The 23,573-nt window shown below is 34.7% G+C and carries 27 protein-coding genes and 2 pseudogenes; 7 read left to right on the forward strand and 22 right to left on the reverse strand.

The annotated features are described in order from the left end of the window. Positions 1-52: 52 nt before the first annotated feature. The gene (locus tag ABH955_RS07675) at positions 53-1,741 is read right to left on the reverse strand and encodes a formate--tetrahydrofolate ligase (RefSeq protein ID WP_277958626.1); all 1,689 of its coding nucleotides are present in this window, start codon (positions 1,739-1,741) and stop codon (positions 53-55) included. Between the two features lie 93 nt (positions 1,742-1,834). Next, complete coding sequence (locus ABH955_RS07680; protein ID WP_404454997.1) at positions 1,835-2,515, reverse strand: class I SAM-dependent methyltransferase; 681 nt, start codon at positions 2,513-2,515, stop codon at positions 1,835-1,837. Between the two features lie 350 nt (positions 2,516-2,865). Between ABH955_RS07680 and ABH955_RS07685 the strand changes: the two genes are divergently transcribed. Further along, the gene (locus ABH955_RS07685) at positions 2,866-3,204 is read left to right on the forward strand and encodes a hypothetical protein (protein ID WP_001253195.1); all 339 of its coding nucleotides are present in this window, start codon (positions 2,866-2,868) and stop codon (positions 3,202-3,204) included. 29 nt (positions 3,205-3,233) lie between these two features. Here ABH955_RS07685 and ABH955_RS07690 read toward each other — a convergent pair whose 3' ends face one another. The 4 genes from ABH955_RS07690 to ytfJ form a co-directional block, all read right to left on the reverse strand. Continuing rightward, entirely contained in the window at positions 3,234-3,446 is a 213-nt protein-coding gene (locus ABH955_RS07690; RefSeq protein WP_002012518.1) for a hypothetical protein, read from the reverse strand. Between the two features lie 69 nt (positions 3,447-3,515). Next, complete coding sequence (locus ABH955_RS07695) at positions 3,516-3,836, reverse strand: hypothetical protein (protein ID WP_002165916.1); 321 nt, start codon at positions 3,834-3,836, stop codon at positions 3,516-3,518. Positions 3,837-3,887: 51 nt separating this feature from the next. Continuing rightward, the gene (locus tag ABH955_RS07700) at positions 3,888-4,664 is read right to left on the reverse strand and encodes a hypothetical protein (RefSeq protein WP_002085994.1); all 777 of its coding nucleotides are present in this window, start codon (positions 4,662-4,664) and stop codon (positions 3,888-3,890) included. A 160-nt stretch (positions 4,665-4,824) separates the two neighbouring features. After that, entirely contained in the window at positions 4,825-5,250 is a 426-nt protein-coding gene (gene ytfJ / locus ABH955_RS07705) for a GerW family sporulation protein (protein WP_113938551.1), read from the reverse strand. Positions 5,251-5,382: 132 nt separating this feature from the next. Here ytfJ and ABH955_RS07710 point away from each other — a divergent pair, with 132 nt between their 5' ends. Continuing rightward, a complete protein-coding gene (locus ABH955_RS07710) occupies positions 5,383-6,168 on the forward strand; it encodes a GNAT family N-acetyltransferase (RefSeq protein ID WP_404443121.1) in 786 nt (261 codons plus the stop codon). 25 nt (positions 6,169-6,193) lie between these two features. On the opposite strand, the gene ABH955_RS07715 is transcribed toward ABH955_RS07710, so the two are convergent. From ABH955_RS07715 to ABH955_RS07750, 8 genes and pseudogenes are all read right to left on the reverse strand, one after another. After that, positions 6,194-7,075 (reverse strand): phosphotransferase family protein, encoded by an 882-nt coding sequence (locus ABH955_RS07715; protein WP_377865927.1) that lies wholly within the window; start codon positions 7,073-7,075, stop codon positions 6,194-6,196. 31 nt (positions 7,076-7,106) lie between these two features. Next, the gene (locus tag ABH955_RS07720) at positions 7,107-7,535 is read right to left on the reverse strand and encodes a GNAT family N-acetyltransferase (protein WP_212090503.1); all 429 of its coding nucleotides are present in this window, start codon (positions 7,533-7,535) and stop codon (positions 7,107-7,109) included. A 3-nt stretch (positions 7,536-7,538) separates the two neighbouring features. After that, positions 7,539-7,904, reverse strand: a complete 366-nt coding sequence (locus ABH955_RS07725; protein ID WP_377865928.1) for a cupin domain-containing protein — start codon at positions 7,902-7,904, stop codon at positions 7,539-7,541. Between the two features lie 12 nt (positions 7,905-7,916). Then, entirely contained in the window at positions 7,917-8,402 is a 486-nt protein-coding gene (locus ABH955_RS07730; RefSeq protein ID WP_404443129.1) for a GNAT family N-acetyltransferase, read from the reverse strand. Continuing rightward, positions 8,399-8,960: pseudogene (locus ABH955_RS07735) on the reverse strand (2'-5' RNA ligase family protein). The gene ABH955_RS07730 and the pseudogene ABH955_RS07735 overlap by 4 nt, the downstream one beginning before the upstream one ends. 6 nt (positions 8,961-8,966) lie before the next feature. Continuing rightward, positions 8,967-9,533 carry a GNAT family N-acetyltransferase gene (locus ABH955_RS07740; RefSeq protein ID WP_404454992.1) on the reverse strand — a complete coding sequence of 189 codons (567 nt, stop codon included), beginning with the start codon at positions 9,531-9,533 and terminating at the stop codon, positions 8,967-8,969. A gap of 232 nt (positions 9,534-9,765) precedes the next feature. Continuing rightward, entirely contained in the window at positions 9,766-10,896 is a 1,131-nt protein-coding gene (locus tag ABH955_RS07745) for a metallophosphoesterase (RefSeq protein ID WP_404455371.1), read from the reverse strand. Between the two features lie 146 nt (positions 10,897-11,042). After that, a complete protein-coding gene (locus ABH955_RS07750; protein WP_404443139.1) occupies positions 11,043-11,465 on the reverse strand; it encodes a GNAT family N-acetyltransferase in 423 nt (140 codons plus the stop codon). A gap of 131 nt (positions 11,466-11,596) precedes the next feature. Between ABH955_RS07750 and pdxR the strand changes: the two genes are divergently transcribed. After that, a complete protein-coding gene (pdxR, locus tag ABH955_RS07755; RefSeq protein ID WP_404443142.1) occupies positions 11,597-12,997 on the forward strand; it encodes a MocR-like pyridoxine biosynthesis transcription factor PdxR in 1,401 nt (466 codons plus the stop codon). Between the two features lie 44 nt (positions 12,998-13,041). On the opposite strand, the gene ABH955_RS07760 is transcribed toward pdxR, so the two are convergent. Together ABH955_RS07760 and ABH955_RS07765 are read right to left on the reverse strand one after the other, a co-directional pair. Continuing rightward, positions 13,042-13,899: a YitT family protein gene (locus ABH955_RS07760; protein ID WP_404443145.1), complete on the reverse strand. Its 858-nt coding sequence runs from the start codon at positions 13,897-13,899 to the stop codon at positions 13,042-13,044. Between the two features lie 169 nt (positions 13,900-14,068). Continuing rightward, complete coding sequence (locus tag ABH955_RS07765; protein ID WP_404443148.1) at positions 14,069-15,277, reverse strand: macrolide family glycosyltransferase; 1,209 nt, start codon at positions 15,275-15,277, stop codon at positions 14,069-14,071. Between the two features lie 382 nt (positions 15,278-15,659). On the opposite strand from ABH955_RS07765, the gene ABH955_RS07770 reads away from it, so the two are divergent. The 3 genes and pseudogenes from ABH955_RS07770 to ABH955_RS07780 all read left to right on the forward strand — a co-directional run. Beyond that, the gene (locus ABH955_RS07770; protein ID WP_404454989.1) at positions 15,660-16,538 is read left to right on the forward strand and encodes a phosphotransferase; all 879 of its coding nucleotides are present in this window, start codon (positions 15,660-15,662) and stop codon (positions 16,536-16,538) included. Positions 16,539-16,561: 23 nt separating this feature from the next. Further along, positions 16,562-17,428, forward strand: a complete 867-nt coding sequence (locus tag ABH955_RS07775) for a GNAT family N-acetyltransferase (RefSeq protein WP_404443343.1) — start codon at positions 16,562-16,564, stop codon at positions 17,426-17,428. Continuing rightward, a pseudogene (locus tag ABH955_RS07780) lies at positions 17,421-17,555 on the forward strand (class I SAM-dependent methyltransferase); the annotation flags it as partial. The gene ABH955_RS07775 and the pseudogene ABH955_RS07780, both read left to right, overlap by 8 nt. Positions 17,556-17,586: 31 nt before the next feature. On the opposite strand, the gene alr reads toward ABH955_RS07780, so the two are convergent. Next, positions 17,587-18,762: an alanine racemase gene (gene alr, locus ABH955_RS07785; protein WP_002127023.1), complete on the reverse strand. Its 1,176-nt coding sequence runs from the start codon at positions 18,760-18,762 to the stop codon at positions 17,587-17,589. A gap of 171 nt (positions 18,763-18,933) precedes the next feature. On the opposite strand from alr, the gene ABH955_RS07790 reads away from it, so the two are divergent. Then, positions 18,934-19,395, forward strand: a complete 462-nt coding sequence (locus tag ABH955_RS07790) for a DinB family protein (protein ID WP_404443154.1) — start codon at positions 18,934-18,936, stop codon at positions 19,393-19,395. A gap of 7 nt (positions 19,396-19,402) precedes the next feature. On the opposite strand, the gene ABH955_RS07795 is transcribed toward ABH955_RS07790, so the two are convergent. The 5 genes from ABH955_RS07795 to ABH955_RS07815 form a co-directional block, all read right to left on the reverse strand. After that, positions 19,403-20,179, reverse strand: a complete 777-nt coding sequence (locus ABH955_RS07795; RefSeq protein WP_404443157.1) for a Cof-type HAD-IIB family hydrolase — start codon at positions 20,177-20,179, stop codon at positions 19,403-19,405. Between the two features lie 6 nt (positions 20,180-20,185). Then, entirely contained in the window at positions 20,186-20,776 is a 591-nt protein-coding gene (locus tag ABH955_RS07800; RefSeq protein ID WP_404491018.1) for a histidine phosphatase family protein, read from the reverse strand. A 90-nt stretch (positions 20,777-20,866) separates the two neighbouring features. Beyond that, positions 20,867-22,021 carry a stage II sporulation protein P gene (spoIIP, locus tag ABH955_RS07805; RefSeq protein ID WP_043313898.1) on the reverse strand — a complete coding sequence of 385 codons (1,155 nt, stop codon included), beginning with the start codon at positions 22,019-22,021 and terminating at the stop codon, positions 20,867-20,869. A 73-nt stretch (positions 22,022-22,094) separates the two neighbouring features. Then, positions 22,095-23,066, reverse strand: a complete 972-nt coding sequence (locus ABH955_RS07810; protein WP_002012471.1) for an SPFH domain-containing protein — start codon at positions 23,064-23,066, stop codon at positions 22,095-22,097. Positions 23,067-23,068: 2 nt separating this feature from the next. After that, complete coding sequence (locus ABH955_RS07815; protein WP_404443164.1) at positions 23,069-23,497, reverse strand: NfeD family protein; 429 nt, start codon at positions 23,495-23,497, stop codon at positions 23,069-23,071. Between the last annotated feature and the right edge of the window lie 76 nt (positions 23,498-23,573).

A 23,573-nucleotide genomic window follows, 5' to 3' on the forward strand; every position in this document is an offset into this window, starting at 1 on the left:
CGCCACTTGATGTATATATAGTTTACAGATAAACGAGATGAATTACAACCTTTTAGAATAAACCTACTGCTTTTCCATCTTCATTTACATCCATTTGTAGTGCTGCTGGTTGTTTAGGAAGGCCTGGCATTGTTAACATTGTTCCTGTTAACGCAACGATAAACCCTGCACCGATAGATGGTTTTAATTCACGAATTGTAACGATAAAGTCAGATGGGCGACCTAATTTTGTTGCATCATCCGAAAGAGAGTATTGTGTTTTTGCCATACAAATCGGTAGGTTACTCCAGCCTTCTCCCTCATATTGAGCTAATTGCTTACGTGCTTTCGGAGCAAATTCAATATCTTTTGCGCCGTACACTTTTTGAGCAATTGTACGGATTTTTTCTTCTAATGGTAATTCTAATTCATAAAGTGGTGCGTAGTTGTTTTCACCTTTTTCAATTTCTTTTAACACTTTCTCAGCAAGGTCAACTCCGCCTTGGCCACCTTTCTCCCAAACTTCCGTTAAGGATACTGCATAGCCACGCTCATTGCACCATTCTTGTAAGTATGCAACTTCTGCATCTGTATCAGTAATGAATTTGTTAATGGCAATTACGAAAGGAACACCGAAGCTTTGAATTGTTTCAACATGCTTCTGTAAGTTCTCCATACCTTTTGCTAACGCATCTACATTTTCTTCTTTTAATTGATCTCTCGCCACACCACCGTGCATTTTAAGCGCACGAATAGTCGCAACAATAACTACCGCTTCTGGTTTAATACCAGCTGCACGTGCTTTAATATCTAAAAACTTCTCGGCACCTAAATCTGCACCGAATCCAGCTTCTGTAATAACATAATCACCTAATTTTGCTGCCATTGTCGTAGCGATAACACTGTTACAACCGTGAGCGATATTCGCAAATGGTCCGCCATGAATGATAGCTGGTGTATTTTCTAATGTTTGTACTAAGTTCGGTTTTAATGCATCTTTTAATAGAAGCGTTAACGCACCTTCTACGCCTAAATCTTTAACTGTTACAGGTTGATTTGAAAAATTATAAGCGACAACAATGCGAGATAGACGAGCTTTTAAATCTTGAATATCTGTTGCAAGGCAGAATACGGCCATAATTTCAGATGCTACTGTAATATCAAAACCGTCTTCACGCGGTACGCCTTGAACCGGTCCACCAAGGCCAATTACTACGTTACGAAGGGCACGATCATTTAAGTCAACACAGCGTTTCCAAACGATTTTACGCGTATCAATTCCAAGTGTGTTTCCTTGTTGGATATGATTATCAATGAACGCCGCTAATGCGTTATTGGCAGTTGTAATCGCATGAATATCTCCAGTAAAGTGAAGGTTAATATCTTCCATTGGTACTACTTGAGAATAACCGCCACCTGCTGCTCCGCCTTTTAATCCCATTGTTGGTCCAAGAGATGGTTCGCGAAGTGCAATTACTGTTTTCTTACCAATTTTATTAAAAGCTTGACCTAAACCAACTGTTACTGTTGATTTACCTTCTCCTGCTGGAGTTGGGTTAATTGCTGTTACTAAAACAACTTTACCGTCTTTCTCATCTTGTAAACGCTTAAAAATATCAAGAGATAACTTGCCTTTATAGTGTCCGTATGGCTCTAGTTCTTCTTCTAAAATATTTAAATCAGCTGCAATTTCTTGAATCTTCTTCATACTTGCTTCTTGTGCGATTTCAATATCAGATTTAACTGTTGTAGTAGTTGTCATGTACCCTAGTCCCCCTTTAATTGATTCTGATGATATTGTATCAGTTTTTTGTATTTTCTGCACTTATTTACCTCCTAAAATCCTTCAATTTTGTCATACGTTTTTTAACATAAATACCCATAAAAATGTTAACGCTTGTTGTAACTCTGTAGGTAGCTGACCTAACATCTTCTCATTTACTCCGCGCTTATATACGCCGGTACCATCTACAACTTCAAATCCTTGTTCTTTTGCTAACTGTTCAAATTCCCAAGGCATCATCGTATTGCAAACAACGCCTTTGCCATATAGGCGCGGATAACTGTTCTCTCTCGGTTTTGCTGTCGGTCCTAAAATTGCAATACATGCGTATCCATCTTTCTTTAAAACACGCTTTATTTCATTTAATGCTCGCAACGGCTCCTCGGTCCATTCTAAAGAATTAATTGCCATAATTGCTTCAAATTTCTCATTTTCAAATGGTAATGAAGAAAGATCACCTTTTATAAAAGATAAGTTTGGGCCTTCTCCGCGCTCCTTACCCTTTTGAATCATAACTTCCGATAAGTCCACCCCAACCGCTTTGTACCCAGTAAGACTTAATTTATATGTACCATACCCATCACCACAGCCAACATCTAACACTTGTACTTCCTTTTCCACGTACTGCTCAAAAAATGGAATGATTGTACTCCTGCTCCCGCTATCCCACATTTCTTGACTATTTTGATTCCAAAACTCTGCATTGTTATCCCATTTTTTCTCTGCCGATTCATGCCAATTAAAATTCGCCATACATTCCCCTACCTTCACGTATTATCATTCATTTCATTCTACATCATGTTCCAAAATCCCTGTTTATCTTCATAAGGAGATAAAGTGAAACTTTAATCAGTGGGGGTGTTTGTTCGTCCGCCACTGATTATTATTTGAACCAATCGGGCTTTTACGGGCAGCCCGACTCCCATCTAACTTCTTTGCTCCAGCCGGTGGGGGTCTTACTGCACGGCAAATAGCGGGATAAACAGGATAACAACGGAATCTATTTTCTCCAATTTTTGCTTTACTTGGGTTTAACTCATACTCATGTTCTGCTTCTTATGAAAGATACTATAGATACACCCAATTGAAAGAGAGGGATGTACATGCGAAGAAAGAGAAATCATCATTTTAAAAGTGGTGAAAAAAACGAAGAGTATGCAGCTGAAATATCTCCAGCTGGTATTCCGATTAGACATGAGCGCAAAGAAATTGCAAATGAAATAGAAGGTACAAACACCGGTGCAATGATAGGCTATGTCGCATTATTTCTTTCGTTATTCTCCATTGCTTTTTATCCTGTTACACTCGGCTCCCTTGCTATTTTAGTTGGCTTATTAGCTGTCAATTTTGGGGCGAGAACACTTGGATATACCGCAATTGGTTTTGGCAGTTTTTCTGTTTTATTCACTTTACTATATCCGCTTGCTTTATCAGCATTTTAAAAAAACACACCAAGTTATACTTGGTGTGTTCATTCATGATACAACATGATATGACCGCATCCACAACAATGCTTCGCTGTAATTTCTTGAAAAACCGGATAATTTTCTTCATCTCTATGCTCAATAAACACCTTTTCAAATCGGTACATGTTTGGCGCATATGCCCAATCTTGTTTCGTACGTGCATATAATGTTGAAGAAAAAAACTCCTCACCACCACAAACGATACATCCCTTCTTCATCAATACCCCTCCTATGCTTGTCTTACTTCATCTATATGAACATAAGCATAAAAAAAAGACCTTCTATTACTAGAAAGTCTTCTCTGAAACAAAAAGAAATGTACCGAATATACCTACTCCGCTATATTCTTTCATAACACCAGCTTCTGTTTTATACGTTTGCTTTACAGTCATAAAGAAAACACCATTTCGTGCATCAATACTTTCAAACTGTAATTTCTCTTTTTTTTCATCTACATTTTGCGTGCATTCAAAGCTACTCTCGTCACATTTTAATGCATACTTATCCTCTAAATACAATTTAAAATCTGATTCTTTCGGACAAGTTATAAGTAATATTGCCACGAGAATAATACTTACAATACCCACAATTGTATAATATTTCTTCATTTGTTCTCCTTTCAAAAGACAAGAAAACTTGACTTCATGCGCCAAGTTTTCTTAGTCTACAACCCATTGCCACTCTTGTTCTTTCTTATCAAAAATGAGCCAACCCGTTTCTGTTGCTTCCGCTTTCAATTCATCGATATTATCTAGTACCTCATCCGTACTTTCGAATGATCCTACTACATATACCGGAATTTCAAGACCTCTTCTCGACTCAATTTTCCCCGCTAAATCAATGTATAACCCATCTTCCATTAACGGCATAAGCCCAAGGATAACTTCCTTTGAAATTGCTGGGAAAATTTTTGATTTTTGGAAGAAAGTAAAACGTTTCTTTCCAAACGAACCGAGTTTATATGGAATCACTTTACTCAGCATTCCTACAAAATCACCGATTCTACGGTAATACACTTTGTTGTACCAACCGTCATCATGTGAAAAATAAACGAATCTATTCTTCAACAATGGGAAGAACGTTCTTCCAAGTGGTTCTTTTTTGTGAGCCAAATATAATAATTCTGCAATTTCTTTTGGCTCTAACTCATCTAAATCGCTTGCATCATCGAAATCTACCCAACAAAATTCATCAAATTCATCAATCTCTGCTTGAATGAGTTTATGTATGTTTTCTTCCTCAACATATTCAAATAAAGTATGATAATGAAAATCTGTCCACTCAAAATTATGCTTTAAAAGCAATACTTGATGAAGCGGTGAAGGGATGTTACTTGCAAACTCTTTAAACGTAATTCCAGATGTAATAAAACAATGACCCCGACGATTACCATTAATATATATCATATTGTTTACTTGGTCAGATCCTCCAGACAAAGCACCTAGCCACCTTCGTTTTATATGTTTCAATTCTATAGCATATTTTAACATGAAAAATTTTAGAAACATAGAAAAAACTTCAAAAACTATTTACAATTTCATGTGTTTTATTACATACTGATTACAAGAAAAAACGCCTGCTTATGAGCAGGCGTTTTTAAAGGATATCATCTGGGTTTTGAGGGTGATTATTTCCCTCTTTCTTTTCTTCTTTTTGGAACATCGATTGAATTTTATCAATTGTTTGCGGAGCTAATTCAATTATTTTTTCTGCTAAATGTGTCGCATTTTGTAGATGCAGAATATTTATCCCGTCTTTATTCACGACTAGAAATGCTACTGGTGTAATAGAAACACCACCCGCGCTACCGCCACCAAATGCAGGGTTACCGTTCGCTCTTTGTCCATCATTCGTCTGGAAGTCAGATCCTCCTGCTCCAAAACCGAACGCTACTTTAGAAACCGTTAACACTACACCACCGTCAGCCGTTTGAACAGGCTCCCCAACAATCGTATTTACATCGACCATTTCCTTCAAATTCTCCATTGCTGCTCTCATTAATCCTTGAATTGGATGATCCACCGTTCATAACCTCCTTTGTCATATCTTTCCTAGTTTTTCCGAAAGTTGGTGAACTAAACATAAAATTTTATATTGATTTCAAAAAACTTAAGTTGTAATATTTAGAAAAATAAAAAAAGAGGTCGATTCGTTATGATGAGAAAATTAACAAAGAAAGATCATAAACAAGTATTTTCTTTTCTAAAAGAAGAAGCAGCCCTTAACTTATTTATTATTGGGGATTTAGAAGCTTTCGGTTATGAAACAGACTTTCAAGAATTATGGGGCGTATTTAAAGAGAATGGAACATTAAAATCCATTTTACTTCGCTTTCACGATACATTTATACCGTATAGTAAAGAAGAGTTTGTGGTTACTGACTATGAGGCACTTCTTTCCGCATATAAGCCACTTAAACTCTCTGGCAAGTCAACTATTGTAGAAAGATTTGAAACTGCTCCAAGTGTACAACTAGGCGCCAAAAATGAAATGTATTTTTGCGAATGTCTAAATGACAGCAATTTACCTAGCACACCAATTCATGGAACAATTAAACTTGCCTCACTCGATGATATAGAACGAATTATGAAATTACGAAGTGACATCGCTGAATTCCCGGCTGCTAATGAATCAGAAAAAATGTTAAGGCAAGCTATCGAAACAAATACAGGACGTACATACTATATTGAAAAAGACGGTGCAATCATCGCATCCGCCTCTACATCCGCTGAAAATTCATTATCGGCTATGGTTGTTGGAGTCTGTACACATCCGAATCATCGCGGGAATGGATATGCTTCGCTCATATTACAGAAAATGATTCAAGACTTTACGAAAGAAGGCCGAACGCTTTGCTTATTTTATAACAATCCAGCTGCTGGACGAATTTATAAACGTTTAGGGTTTAAAGATATTGGGATGTGGACGATGTATCGATAATAAAAAGCCGATTTGAAATCGGCTTTTATACATATTCTGCTATTCCAGCTTGAAAGGCTTTTTTATCATTATTCAGGACACCAAATAATGCTTCTTGAAGAGCAAATGTACTTTTGTAAAAATACATTCTTTCCTTTACTGCTTCTAAATTAGGATAATGAACCGAAAAGAGTTGTAAAAACTCCTCTCCATAACTAGCTAATATCCCCGCAAAGTCATAAGCAGGATCTCCCATGCTCGCACCACCAAAATCTATAACTCCTGAAATATCCCGCTTTGTTGCACTATATAAGATGTTTGTCATGCCAAAATCCCCATGAACAAGACTAGGGGTAAAGTTAAAGTGACTAGATTCATTTAAATATAACTCAAATGATTTTGAGATCTCTTTTCTCGCTTCAGTTCTCATGAATGGATAAACATGTTCTTGTAATTTGCTATATAAACTATTTATTTCTGAATACATATCAGTACCATCATATTGCATAATACCTTCAAATGTAGATAACGGAATTTCGTGTAACTCTTTTAAAAATCCCGCTAATGTGCACGCAAGTTTCTGTATTTGTTTTTCATCATTTATTTCTGTAAAAATGTCTTTCCAAAACGGTTCTCCCTCAATCATTTCATATCCTGTAAATACTTTCCCTGGCACTTCATCTTGAAATCTTTGATAACATGGATTGGGAATATGGAGCGTAATGAAGGGTCTTATTTTCTCTAACAGCTTTGTTTCTACTCGAAGTTTCTGAATACCTTTTTCATATTTCGGAAAACGAAATACTATATTATCATTTACAATTAATACATCATTATTTTGACCTATTTCATTTACATAAACCGATTTTATTTGTAATTGAGGATATATCCTTTGTAAATACGCAACATACTCATTTTCTTTTCTCATTCTTTCTCTTCTCCCGTTCAGGCTATTGTACTTACTTCAAAGTCATAATTACCTGTCTTTCAACAAACCCAAGTTCTTCGTACATCTCTTTCGCAAAATTCCCAGCAAATACATTTAAGCGAATTTCTGAATACTTCTCCTTCAATTCCTTAATACCGGCCTCCATCAATTCTCGTGATAATCCTCTCCCGCGATATTCTGGGAATACGTACAGCTCATATATAAATCCAAGTTTTTCACGAGAAAAATAGTCTGTGTTTTCCCCTATTAATATCCATCCCATTACTTTATTTTCTTCTTTAATGACTAAATAATATGCCCCTTTTTCTATTATTGGCTTTGTAATTTCAATCGCTTTCTCTTTACTTAACTGACAATTCCCTCTCGTCCCTTCAAAAAGCGCTTGAGCTGCATAATGTAATATTTCTTTTGTATCTTCTCGATTCGCCTTTACTATCATTTTTCACAACTCCCCCTCACTAATAGGCATTAATATGGCTTGTTCAAGATTCTCCGACTCCATAACAATTGCCATCAAGCCCTTTTCCGTACTCGTCTCATGAAACTCACCCTTCTCCCAAAACACAGCTTGTCCAGCTTCTACCTTCACTTTTTCTTTATTTGCTCCACACACATATCCTTCACCATCCACAATAAGAAGCAGTTGAGATACAACTGCTTCATGATATCCGATAATTCCATTCTCTTGTAAATGCATGGCACCGATATGTATATTCCCTTGATGATTTAATATTTTTGCCATTATGAAATTAGATTGAAATGCTGATATGTGTTTCCCAACTTCTGCACTGAAATCAAATATTTTCATTCCTGCTCCTCCCTATATGTATAAAACCATCCTTACTGTCTGCATCAAATGTCCTTCAAAATCTTCTTCAAATTGCTCTAATTCGGCAAAACCCTTCGCTTCATAAAAGCGCTTTCCTTTTTCGTTTGCTGCTTCTACATGAATGTACATTTTTCGAATTCCGTTTAATGCTGAAATTCCTTTTTGTAATAAAGCACTTCCTATCCCTTTTCCTTGCTGATCTGGTAACAAATAAATCGCACCTAATTCTGCTTCATTTTGCAGTCTAACAGGTGAAAAATTCGCAAATCCAATTACTTCTCCCTCTTCTTCTGCAACGAATAAATGTGTATTTTTAAGACGATATTTCATTTTTTCATCAGAATATGCTTCCTCTAAAAAACTATCTTGAATCTCTCTCGGAATAATTCCTTCGTAAGTATCATGCCAAGCTATTTTTGCTACGTTTTGTACAGCATGAATATCTTCTTGCTTCATTTCTCTAATTACATATGTCATCTCGATGTCTCCATTCTCATTAAATTATATTCTGCTAATATACTAGAAGAAATGGCAAAACCATTTTCATAATTTACCTTAATTAATTTTAACTTCTCAATCGAAGCTATTGTAACATCAAATTTTCCATATATATATTCCATTACACTTAAAAATTGATTTGAATTTAACCCATTAGAAATCGTGCAATGCGGAACCCATTTTCCTGGCACGTAATATGAATTCGAATTATCATGAAAAGTTTTGAAATAATCATGATAAGAATGATGAAGTCTTAATAATTCATCGGTAATGGTCGGTGCTAGAAAGATAGTTCCGTTAGTAGGAAAAGTTCCAACAGAAGGAAAAGTTACAGTGGAGATGTTCTCTTGAAAAGCTACAAACTCCTCTAATCTCTTCGTATATAAATTAACATCTAACTCCTTATAATCAGCCAATGTTATATGTGGTTCTACTCCGGCTAGTTCATTTGTTTCAATTATATTCGTTAATTCATTTTGCAATTCTCTAACTTTAATTAGTAAACACACAATCAAATGTAGCAATGATAGCGTACATGCTTCCTCACCCCTTCGTTACACGTAGCGCTTCCCATTCTTCACGAATCATTCCCATTCGAATAGAATCATAGTATATCCCGTTATAATATCGGCATTTTCGCATTCTTCCTTCTAAGCTCATTCCTATTTTCTCTGCTACTTTCATCATTCTTTCATTGCCAGACCAAGTTGTAAGCCCTACTCTACCAATCTCCATATTTTCAAATAGTAAGTCCTTATATAATGTTAATGCTTCTGTACCATATCCACCATTCCAGTATGCTGGGTCATAAATTACGATTCCCATCTCTAACCAACGCGTCGGTTTATGCTCCCAATAAAATCCGACTGTCCCTATAATTTGGCCGTTATTTTCTATAATTAAATTTGACAGTGGTTCTTCTTTTAAACGAGCTTGCATCTTCTCTTTATAAGATGGGTATTCTTGCATTGAGAAAGGGAAATATGGCGCATCCCATTTCTTCCATTCTGGATTCTCTTCTTTAAATACGAGATTCCATAATGTTTTTATATCTGATTCTTCTATTGTACGAATTGTAACTTTGTTCCCCTTTAATATAACGTTTTGCATAATTTCCTCCTACAATCCTCTTTATTTCATATATAATTATAATATTTTTTCAGAAAAATCAAAACAAATATCGTTAATTGTATTGTATAATTTTGTTATAAAATACGAATTATTTATGTAAATTAGCCAATTTTTTCGAGTTTAATCTAGAAACGGAACTTCGGAAAAAATTAGATGAAGTACGAACTCGTAGCATAGTTAATAAAAAATAGGAGGTTATACCCCTCCTATTTTAGCTAAATATTGTATTCCCCTTCTTTTCTACCTCAAGTAGAATTCCTTTCTCAATCCAGCCTTCTACACCATCTTTTTTAATTAAATCATATCCCATGCAGCTATCATCAATTAAAGAAACTGTATCCCCTTTTCTAATACTGATTTGCGCACAAGAAATATCCGTTTTCACTGTATACTCACCTGATTCAAGTTGCTTTATATACTCGTTTTTCACATGAAGCAGTTCATTTGTTTCTATTTGTTTACATATAGTAAAATCTTTCATTCTCTCCACAGGCTCTATGTAATAATACGGATATGTAACCCCGCCATGCATTTCTGAATCCGCATTAAAATCTGCCATTACTTTATACTCTGGAAAATAGTCTACATGTGTATAAGAAAACGTATCACCTGAAGTTGTCCTCTGAATAATAAATGCGTTTAATTGCCCTGCTTCTTTAATCGCATTACCACCATCAATCGCAATAATTTTTTTCTCCTTATCAATAACTGGATTGTTAGACGGCGCCTCTTTGGAATAGTTTACAACAGGCCAATGTCCAACAATTACGTACTTATCCGCTCTATGTGACTTATTAAAAAACTCTGGCATTGCAATTGCATTTTTCCTGTCTGTTTGTCTCCAATTCTCTCTATCTTCAAGACCAGCATGTACAAAGATATAATCTTCTGTTTCAATCGCTGTCGGCAATTCTGTTAGCCACTTTATTTCTTTTGAAAAATGGCTCATCAATATGTTTTTCACTTCACGAATATCACTTTCTTCATTAACTGTAATGTTCAATTTCCCTAGCCATTCATTAAAAATTGTATTTTTTCGCGTACATAAATAATTTATTAGCGCAGGATTTTCATTTACAAGCGCTTCAACTACAACTTCACAATTCCCTTCAACTACATAAACATTTGGCTTGCTAACTACTAAATCCATGACGTAGTTTACTACGCCGATGCTATCGTTCCCCTTCTCACAAAGGTCGCCATTTATAATTAAATAATCATCATCTTTAAAATTAACTTTATGTAATAATTCCTTTAAAAGATTTAATTCGCCATGAATATCAGATATTACGATAATCCTTACACCTTTTGGGATTAATAGTTTCTGAATTTTTCCAAGTATAAACTCCCCTAACCTTCTTTTAATTCAATATTATCGTCTCAATTATAAAGAGACTATTCGACAAAATAAGTAATTAACCCTCCTCATTCTTCAATTCTAAATTAAAAGGGGTTCCATATGTTCTCACACATAGAACCCCCTTACTATTATAATTCTTTATAAAAAGAATAGCTTACCTTATTATAGCCTTCTCTTTCATAAAAACGATGGGCATCAACTCTTGGAAACGCTGATGTAAGAACGATAGAACTGCACCCTTTTTCTTCCCCCCATTTTTCTACATATGACAGAAGAACTTTACCATATCCTTTCGATCTGTGAGCTTCCGCAGTTACAAGGTCATATACGAAAACATGTTTCTCATTATAAAAGTTCGTACAAATTGCTACACCAGCTAGACTAACAACTTCATCATCTTCATTCTGTAACGAAAGTAGTTTATAATTTTCTTCTTTCATTTTTTGAAATAAAGAACTTGCTTCTTCTCTTGAAAGTTTCGTTCGTAATTGCTGTAATACGGGGAATACATCATGTAAATCAGCTTCTGTTACTACTTCTCTAATATTCATTATGATTCTCTCCTTACTATTTATAAAATTTTCTAAATGTTATATCATTATTATAAAAAGTAACTGCCCCTCACTTAAGTGACAGTTCGATTATTTTTTATATGGCCAGTTTTTAAAGGAGAATTCATAAAATGGATCTTACTATCCCATTGCAATTAGAAAGTAAAACACCAATTTATTTACAAATTTACGAATATATGAAACGAGAAATCTCTCAGGGATCACTGCCTGCCGGTACACGCCTTCCTTCTCATAGAAATTTAGCGGTACAACTTAATGTTAGTCGTATTACTGTTGAATCTGCTTATCAACAATTACTAGCTGAAGGTTATGTAGAAAGTAAACCGAAACGTGGGATTTTTGTTGTAGAAGTTGATATTGATGTCATTCAAAATAAACAACAAGTTGTGTCAAACAGCGCTAACAATATAAAAAAAGAACAATATGACTATGATTGTAGCCAAGGGCTGATTGATCAAAAAGCTTTTCCAATTACAAACTGGAAAAGAGCATTACAAGAAACTTTATTCCAGTATGAAAATGAATTATTTGCTAGAGAAGATCCTCAAGGTGAGTTCGTTCTACGAGCGCATATTTCAAAATATTTATACCATGCACGCGGGGTACATTCTTCACCTGATCAAATTATTATCGGAGCCGGTACGCAGCCTCTTCTTTGGCTACTACTTCAACTGCTTGGTCCAAAAAAAGAATACGGAATCGAAAACCCTGGATTTCACCGTATAACTGCCATGATTCAAAGTTCTGGTCTTCCTGTTCACCCTATTTCATTAGACGATAAAGGGATTCGTATTTCAGCTTTACTTGAATCACGTTCCAATGTAGCATACGTCACTCCATCACACCAATTTCCTCTTGGAATGATTATGACATTATCTAGAAGGCTCGAATTATTAAAATGGGCCAATGATTGCGGAGGATATATTATTGAAGATGATTATGACGGAGAATTTCGTTATGTAGGAAAACCTATTCCCTCTTTACAAGGACTAGATTCAAATGAACGCGTTATTTATATGGGAACTTTCTCGAAATCCTTCTTACCTTCTTTGCGAATGGGGTATATCGTTTTACCAACTCACCTATTAAAAATCTATACAGAGCTGGAAGGTAAGTTTAAACAAACTGTTTCCACAATACAGCAACTCGCTTTTGCAACCTTTATTCACAATGGTGATTGGGAGCGCCATTTGAACCGTAGTCGTACGTTATATAAAAGAAAGCACACATTACTAGTTAAATCTATCAAAAATGAAATGGGATCTCGTGTTCAAATACTTGGCGAACAGTCTGGACTGCATATCGTACTTCATGTTCATAATGGTATGAACGAACAAGAACTTATTCATACTGCTGCAAAACAACGAATCAAATTATACCCACTCTCTACATATGATTCTGTACATAATTTAAGAGAGGCGTCATATGTACTACTCGGTTTCGGCAGCATTCCCGAAGATAGTATCGAAATTGTAGTCAAATTACTAAAGGAAGCCTGGTTCCCTAAGTAAAATAACTCCACATAAGTTATACTTATGTGGAGTTATTTTACACACTATTTTTCTGATACGTCTCCTGATCGAGCAGTCCTTCCTGGACGCTTTACACCAGTTGTTTCTGTTGAATAAGAAGCTTCAATTATAGCACTTGGATCTACAGAGAGAACGAGATCTTTCATTTTTGGATAAATGAAACGGTTTGTAATACAATAAATAATTCTCTGGTGCTCTCCTAAAAAACCACCTTCTCCATGTAGATACGTAACAGACAGTTGCAATTCTTTCATAAGCAGTTCGCCAATTTCTTTATTTTTATTCGAAATAATCATGACGCTCTTCCCTTGATTAATACCGTCTAATATGAAATCAATCATTTTCGTAACAATATAGAAAATTGCTAATGAAAACATCGCTTGCTCAATTGAAAATAAAATAGCAACAAATACAAAAATAACCGCATTTACAGCAAGTAAAAATGTACTAATTGGTACTTTAAAATACTTATTCATCCAAACCGCTAACATTTCTGATCCGTCAATTGCTCCGCCCATTTTTACAACAATCCCAACACCAACACCAAATAGAACTCCTCCATAAAGTACAATTAATAATTCCGAAGTTGTAATTGCTGGAAATGGTTTTAAATAAATCAATCCGAGTGTTGTAACAACATTTGCATAAGACGTACGGATAAAGAACTTCTTACCCATTACTTTTGCAGTAAATAGTAAAATTGGGATATTAAGTCCTAAAAATACTCCATAAAGCGGTAATCCAGCAACTTTATTTGCCATAATAGCAATCGCAGTTACCCCACCGTCTACTAGGCCATTAGGCGCTAAAATAAGTTCTAGTGAGCCCGCTACAATAATGGATCCAATTGTTAATAATACGTATTCGAATAATTTTTTCATTCATTACCCCCAAAACTTATGTATTTTCTTAGTATTATTTTAACGTAATTTTACTACTAATTCAAAGATATGAGTTTATATACACAAAAGTTTCACCTTTACAGTGATTTTTTATGTAATTTATTTATAGAAACACACTTACATATTACAGTAAGTGTGCTCCAAACATTTATTTAAGTTTTGAGTACGAATTCATTTTCATTTTTAATATTTCATCAACTGCCCTATTATACCCACCAGCATTTCGAAGTGACTCTCCAACTCTACGACTATTTTCCTTAAACGTTACATCATACGTTACTTTCTCTACAGCTTCACGTAACGATTCAGAAGTTAATTCTTTACGATTAAGCCTTATTCCAGCTCCTACTTCACTCACTCGCTTCGCAACTAAAGGCTGATCTCCTGTTACCGGAATTACAACTAATGGGACACCGTAATATAGTGCTTCACTTGAACTATTCATACCACCGTGTGTCACGAATACATCAGCATGCTGTAATACTTCTAATTGCGGCACATAATTAAACAACTTAAAGTTATTCGGAATGTTTTTAAATTGACTTATATTTATCTTCTTACCAACAACTAATATGACTGTCGCTTCTACATCTTTAAACGCTTCAAAACATTTTTCATATAGCTCAGGTTGTTCATTAAAAACTGTTCCCATAGAAATGAAAATCAATTTTTTATCTTTTAAATCTTCCATAGGAAAGCGCCCTACTTCTTTACGCGTAGCAATTGATGGACCGACAAACTTATACGATTCATCGAATACATCTGAACGCGGCTGATATTCCTTTGAAGTATATACAATAGTAATATCACCAGGATGATTCATAATATCATACATATTAATACATTTCATTCCATACTGCCTATTCCATTTTTCCATTCCCGCTAAACAAGATTGATATAATGGATTAGTTTCATCTACTTGTCTCGATTCTTGTTCATCATTAAAAGTAATGTACTGATTAAAAGCAAACGTTGTACAAGAAGAAACGCTAGGTAATTTTAAAACATTCGCTATAATACGTCCTACTGGAAAATGATTATCGTATATCAAGTAATCGTACTTTTCCCCTTTTGTTTCTTCTACAATTTGAGTAACAATACGCTCTGATGCTTCAATCATATGAGATAGCATCGTCAAAGGACTCCCACCTTCATTTACTCGTTCCATAATATTAATTTGAGAGAGGAAATTCTCAAACACTCGGAATTCTGCACCTGTTGCTTCAATCTTCTTTCTATAATCTTCAATACAATACGAAACAACTGTTTCCCCTCGCCGAATTAGCTCACTTACAATAGCTAAAGTCGGATTTATATGACCTTCTCCAGGGAAATTTATTACGAGTACATTTGCCATAATATTCTCTCCTATCTAATATAATCAATAGTTAATCATATTAATTAATTTAAAACTATTAAGTAATCTATTCTACTTCTTCATATTTTTCTCTTCATTTTATTATTGAGAAATATTTTTCATAACCTACATTATAACTCTTATAAAAGTAGACTTAACCTTTCATTTATTGAAAAATACGGGATTTACATTCAGGCATTTTTCAGATTTATCATCAGAAACATTATTTTGATAATTCATACAAAACTAGAAAAATATAATTTTCACACTGATTTCTCACCATAAATTTATTTAAGTTCTATGTTGTCCCCATCATTATCCACTTGGTACATATTCTGTTATATAATAAATTTATAGAATTTACAGAATAAGGAGTCCTTTCATGCTACAACAACTATTCATTTCACCTATTATATCTGTTCAAGCACTACATCCGGGCTATGAAGACCATGCAAGCGACGTGTTTCTTGTTAAAACAGAAACTGAAGAAGTTATTGTTCGTTCCTCAAAAATGACTGAAGAGCCCAACAATGATTTTTGGCGGGGATGTAAAAACCTTTTTGGAATTGATCCAAGGCATGTACATCATTTAGAAACAATACACGCATTATTGAAAAAGCATACTACCTTGCCCATCCCGACTATTTTGCAAAAACATGTTTTAAATGAGCGAGAATATGTAATCGTCGAAAAACTAACCGGAAATACGCTGCAATCATTTTTCGGACAACCTGATTCTATTTTATTCAGCCTTGGAAAAGGACTAGCAGAAATTCATTCGTTTCAAGCAAAGTTTATAGGAAACCCATCAAGTACTTTCCACATTCCACTAGCAGAATTTAAGTCTCACATATTAAAAGTCAGTAAAGATCTTGTAAATGGGTTCTATTCCGATAACGCGAGCATCCATAACGCATTTCATACTTTTGAATCACAGCTATCTTCCTTGCTTGCACCAAAGGAATCTACACTCGTTTTAATTGATATGGATCCTACTCAGTTTTTATCAGATGGTACAACTATTACGGGTTTAGTAGATACAGCAGCCTATGCAGTTGCTCCTCGAGAGTTTGATTTTATCGGCTTAGAATATGTATTTACAGAAAAAGAGGCTCGTGCTTTTAAACGAGGTTATGAGACCATTATGCCCATTCCTCGTCTTGATCAATGTAGACAGCCTTATCGTTATTTATATCGCTTATTATCTGTTCAAGGTAGTGTGGAGTTAGAAAAGTGGTTACGTCACCCATCTTATTTTTAAAACCGATTGCGAGGGATTATGAAATGAATATTGAACAAAAGAAATCTTTAACAGCAAACGAAATTCAGCAAATGAAAGATTTATCTCATATTTGCGGACAACACGATCAAATTGATTACTCGTCAGATTTACATGTCAATTTTTTAACTGCCCGTAATAAAGAAAAGATAAATGATTTTATATTTTATGATGGTACTCAATTAATTGGTGCATTAAGTATGTATGACTTTGAAAGACCGACAAAACTGGAGTTAATAGGGTTTGTTCATCCGAACTATAGGAAACAACATATAGGCACTACTCTTTTACAAACCGCAATGAAAGAAATACAAAAAAGAGAGGCAGATGAAGCCCTTCTTATAATTAATGGTGACTCTATTTCAGGGAAATCATTTGCAAAACAAATGAACCTTCCTTATTTATACAGTGAATACGGTATGGCGTTCAAAACAAACGAAGCACAAAAAACAATGAAAAATAATATTAATCTTACCGTTGCATCTTCTGAATTACTTCCTGATCTTATAGAAATCGCTAGTGAAGCTTTTGGAGATTCGGCAGCAAATACATCCACATGGTTACAAAAGATGATGAATTCATCTTCCCATCAAGTTTACAGTGCTCTTATCGATGAAAAAGTGATAGGAACGATTACAGTTACTGAGCAAGAGCAATCTACTACACTATCAGGATTCGCCGTTCATCCATCTTATCAAGGTAAAGGATATGGTAAAGATATTCTTAGTTATATGGTACATACACTTATTACAGAAGGAGTTTCAACAATTGAACTAGACGTCGAAACGAAAAATAACAATGCTTTAAAACTATATACACAATGTGGTTTTGAAATTATGACAAAGTATGATTATTATAGATTGTTGGAATAGGAGTGACTTTTCTATCGAGGAAGCATGTTATTTTAGAGACGAAATTATTACCTCTTTAAAATCTGTAGGATGTAACAATATACAACTACACGGTATAAATAGAACATTTTTCATTTGTCAAAAATAAAAAAACTGAATCATATCGATTCAGTTTTTTCTTATTTTTTTCTTAATATATTTACAACCGCAGTCGTTTCATCATTTTTTTTATAAACACGTGGAATTCTTCTATCCAACATGCATGTAACTTCATAATTAATTGTACCTAACATATCTGCTATTTCTTCCACCGCAATCTCTTCTTCACCTTGTTTGCCGTAGAATACAACTTCGTCTCCTACTTGTACTGGCATTGCATTTGTAACATCTAGCATAAGCTGATCCATACAAACACGGCCAATTACAGGTACTCGTACTCCGTTTATTAGTGCATGCCCTTTATTAGATAGCTGACGATTATAACCATCAGCATAACCAATCGGTACAGTTGCAATCCATTCTTCGCCCGTTGTTACATAAGTATTCCCATAGCTAACACCACGATTTTTCTTCGCATGTTTAACATGAGCTACTTTTGATTTTAAAGACAACGCTGGCTGTAAGGAAGCAACTGTATGATCCACTTCTCTTGAAGGATACATACCGTAAATTCCAATACCAACACGAACCATATTTTGAAATGTGTTACTAAGTTCCATTGATCCTGCACTGTTTGAACTATGAATATATGGAAAATGAATTCCTAATTCTTCCGCTGTATTTACAGCTTTCTCAAACAAACTTGTTTGCATATTTGTATAAGTTTTATCTATTTCATCAGCGGTAGAGTAATGTGTAAACATCCCTACTACTTCTACATATCGCATACGTTTTAACTCTTCAAAAAACGGTTTAACTTCTTCTTCCTGTAAACCAATACGGCTCATTCCTGTATCAATTTTCACATGAATTCGCACTTTCTTTTGAAGATGGTTTGCAACTTCATCTATACCTTGTAAATCTTCTACTCTATAAACAGTCATCATAACGTCATATTGAATTACATCTTCTACAGCTGCTACTGGTGTATATCCTAAAATTAAAATAGGTACAGTGATTCCAGCTTCTCTTAATTCAATTGCTTCATCTACAAATGCAACTGCAAGTTGGTTTATTCCTGCTTCAATAGCCGATTTCGCAACTTCAACTGCCCCATGACCATACCCATTCGCTTTTACAGCAGCCATCATTGCAATATTTTCATCATTCACACGTTTTTTAAATTCTTTTACATTATGTTTTACCGCATTTAAGTCAACTTCAACAATTGTATCTCTTCCATATTTCAAGCTCATTGGTCTAACTCCTAACTCAATAATTACATTCCATTCTATTTCACGTTTCATATGACCTTTTACAATATAATACTTTTCACTATGCTAGTCAAACTACTAGAATTTTCGGAATTTTGAGCATGATATAATACCCTTAAGAAACTATTATATACGGAGGTGAGAATAATTACAATGTTTGTTCCATCTGCATTGAATCAAGTTAAAATTGCTATCGATACTTCCATTCAAATACTGAACCAATATACTGAAAGTGATTTGAAAATAAAGCCGATTGAATCAAAGCGGTCATTATTTGAAATGTGCACACATCTTTCCCTTATTTTCCATGCTGATTTACTCATATTAAATGGTATTACGGAAAAAGACTTACATACCTTTTATATAGAACAAACATCAGAAACAATTACTCAAATACAGCAAACGATGATACAAGGGTACGATTTACTTTCTAAAACTTTTTTATCCTGTTCCAATGAAGAATTAGCGGAAATTATGACTGCTTATTGGGGTATTTCTTACTCTCGATTCGAATGGTTGCTTGAAATCGTTGCACATTTTTATCATCATCGCGGGCAAATTCATATTTTATTATGTGAGCATATTAAAGATCCTAACATACCTTTATTTCAATAAAGGTATATTAGACGACATTAAACTTTTTTAAGGCAAATAAAATACCACCTTCACTCGCCTTCTTTGTAACGAAATCTGCTCTTGTTTTTAACTCTTCTCCACCATTCTCCATCGCAATTCCTAGTCCTACATACTGTAACATCTCAATATCATTTCCACCGTCACCAAAAGCAATTGCTTCTGATTTACAAATTTTCAGATGTTCCAATACCTTTTGAATTGCAGTTAGTTTCGATACTTTATTATCTTCCAACACATTCATAACGTAACCATGAAAACGTTCAAACGTAAGCATTGGATATCTTTTCAAAAATTTTTGAGTTTCTGATTCATCAGCATACAGACATACACAATAAACCTCTTCTAACAAGTTTCTGACTTTGTCAGGATACTGCTCTAAATTTAACGTTTCGTTTAGTGCTCGTATTACACGTTCATCTTTCGAGGCAACACCATTCATAGCAAATTCTTCTGTAAAATAAGAAACACTATGACCATGTAATTCAGCGAAATTTGAAATATCATGAACAATTTCACTTGAAAGTACCGATTTATGTATAACTTCTTCCCTACATTTTATATGTGCACCATTCGCAGAAATAAACGTGTTTATGCCCAGCTCTTTAAATTGTGAACATAAGCTATATGGTCTCCCGGTTGTAACAACTACGTGAATTTCTTTATCTATTAACCTTTGTATCGCTTCTTTTGTGCTTTCATGCATACTTCTATCAATCTCACTTAAAAGAGTACCATCCACATCGAAAAATACAACTTTGTACATATCCTCTTACATTCCCTCTAAATGATTTGTATCATTTATAAAATGAATAGTTTTCTGTTTATCCGTAAGTTCAATCAAACTAATTCCCGTATCTCCAATTTTAAAATAATAGTCCATGCTAATTGGCATTTGGAAAAACGCTCGTAAAATACTATTTATTACACCACCGTGTGCAACAATTGCAATTCGGTCATATGTATTCTCTGTCACGATTTCAGAAAAAATTCCTTCTATTCTCATTCTAAATTCAATAAATGATTCCCCGTTTTCAAAACGATCATGAAGAAATTTTGGCTCTGGATATTTTTTCGCTTCTTCAAATGATAGCCCTGCTTGTACCCCATTATTAAACTCCATTAATTCTTCTTCTAGTTGAATTGGGCACCCAATTCCTCCTGCTAATGTTTCACCAGTTTCGCGGGCACGTTTTAATGTGCTTGCCCAAATGAAATCTGGCGGGAAATCTGCTTTCACTTTCTGTACAAGTCTTTGCACTTGCTGTCTTCCCTTTTCTGTTAATTCAAAGTCAGCTCGCCCTTCATGTACATTTAAAATATCAGCTTCTGATTCACCGTGGCGTATTAATATTATTTGCATATTTCCCCTACTTCCTCATTTAATATTCACAAGATTCCATTATATCACATTCTTACCTTTCCATAACAAAAAGGAACGGTTTCCCGTTCCTCACCCATTCACTTTCTCCGCATTGTTCCAATAATATTTACTAAACGCTTCCGTCAACACATCAATTGTGTTATATAATTCATCTAATGTATTATCAACACCACCAACTTCAATTAACATCGCATTTTTAGATAAATCTTGATTATAAACGCCATTTCCATCTTTTTTATACTTTGGAAAGATTCCTCTGCTTAATCCGTAATAGTTTTCATCTAAATAACTATTGATTGCTCTTGCAATTTTTTCATTTTCAGCACGCCCTTCATTTTCCATCCCAATTATAAAATATAATCTTGCATACGATTTCCCGTTAATTACTTTTGTTGTTACCTTCTTCCGCTGATCATCACGGTGTATATCAATCGGAAACGCAATTTTATTATTTTGTGCTAATGTTTCTTTTACATATTCATGAGACGCTTTATATGATTGCGGCCATTTCCATTTTTTACTCGCTAATAAATCCCCCATATTCGTTTTATCATGAACTACCGGAATTCCTTGTCCTTCAAGTTGTTCTTTCATACGTTTCCCTAGTAAGGACACATTTACATCTGGACTTGATGGATCGGTAGCCCCTGGTAATAACGGAAAGAAAGATTCCCAGCTATGTGTATGATAAATATATACTGCACTTTCACCTTTTTTCGCTCCGTTCTTTTTCTGAACCGGATTATTCTTTTCAGCTTCTGTAACTTTATCTTTTGCTACTTCTCGCTCTTTCGTTACTTCTTCAATCGGTACACTAGATTCATTTGGGATATTCGTAAAGTTTGTCCCTTCCCCAGCTACGATAATGTTAGAGTAATACTTTGACATACCAGGCACTTCTTTACCGACAAACGTTCTTAAATCTTTAATTTTCAAATCCGTCGCAATCGAGAACATTAAATTTCCAAATGACTCCCTTTTATTCTGCTTAAAATAATCAAATCCGTAATAGCGATTCTCACTTTCTATCATTTGAACAAAACCTTGCATCGATACTTTTCCAAACCATTGATTCGCGTAATTCGATTTCATTGTATGTAAAAGCGACGTCAAAATCGACGCAATAATAATTATGACTAGTGCATATAGAAAGAGTAACGAGATTAGTTTCTTCCCATGTATACGGGTTGCATACTTCTTCACTGTATCACCTTCTTTATACATGGATATGTACAAGCCTTTCGTAATATACGCAAAAAAAAAAAGAGAAATGGCATCCCATTTCTCTTCCTCACTCTTATTGTTCTTTTTCTGTATCTGACGAAGGTAATTTCTTCGTTTGTTTCTCTTTAAAGATTTCCCCAATCGCCCCAAGAGTACCAAGTGTTTCAATTGCATTAGACGGAATAAAGACTTTATTCGCTGGTCCTTTTGCAACCTCAATCAATGATTCAAATGATTTATAAGCAAGTACGCGCTCATCTAAATCTGCTGCACGAAGTAACTCAATTCGATTTTGTTCTGCTTTTGCAATTTCCTCAATCGCTCTTGCTTCCCCTTGCGCTTCTAATTCTTTCGCTTCTCGTATACCTTCCGCTTCACGAATACGTGCTTCTTTATCCCCTTCAGCCATTAAAATTTTACTTTGTTTTTCCCCTTCAGCACGAAGGACTTTATCTTGTTTCGCTGCTTCAGCTTCTAAAATGATCGCACGTTTATTACGTTCTGCTTTCATTTGTTTTTCCATTGATACTTGCACATCTTTTGGTGGATTAATATCGACTATTTCGACACGCTCAATACGAACGCCCCATTTTTCTGTCGCTTCATCAAGTGCTAAACGAATTTCTGTTGAAATTTTTTCACGACCTGATAATGTTTCATCAAGCTCCATTTTACCAATAATTTGACGCATTGTTGCAGATGTAATATTACGAACACCATATTCATAGTTTGAAATACCATATGTCGCAAGCTCTGGTTCAACAATTTGATAGAAAATAATTGTATCAATTTCTACTTGTACATTATCTTTCGTTATTACCTTTTGTGGTGGTACATTCGTTTGTTGAATACGTAAATCGTGATATACACGAACGCGGTCTACAATTGGGATTAGAATATTTAATCCTGGGTGCATAATCCGTTGAAATTTACCAAACCTTTCAACGACCCCAACTTTTTGCTGAGAAATAATTTTAATTGTCAATGCAATAAATACAACGACAATCAATGCGAAAATAATCGTTAACGTTAATGCTACTGCCATATTTATTCACTCTCCTTTTTCACTTGTAAAATAGTACTATGCCTCTGTATAACAACGACTTTTTCTCCAGCATCAATAGGAGTATCCGAAATAGCTGTCCAAGTATCTCCATCCACTTTCACAATACCGTTCACTTCGCTTGTAATCGTTTGCATAACAATTCCCTTTTTACCAACAAGTTTATCTACTGTATCAGTAAAACCTTTTGCTTCTCGAAAGTTTTTAGAAATTCTTTTCGTAAAGAAAGTCAATGTTAAACTTACAATCGCCCCAACAACAACTTGTAAAAATAGTGCATCAGGAGCAAACAAAGCAATAAGACCTCCGACAACAGCTCCAATTCCAAGCCAAAGCATGTAAAACGTAATCGACAACATTTCTGCAATAAATAAAATACCCGCTATTATAAACCAAATCATCCATCCAGCCATATGCAACCCTCACTTTCTTTCTCATTTTCTATATGTATATGAAGAAAAGAATGGTTTATCCGCCCTTTCTCATAGA

Source organism: Bacillus sp. RC240 (assembly GCF_044907945.1).
GTDB classification, from domain to species: Bacteria; Bacillota; Bacilli; order Bacillales; family Bacillaceae_G; genus Bacillus_A; species Bacillus_A mycoides.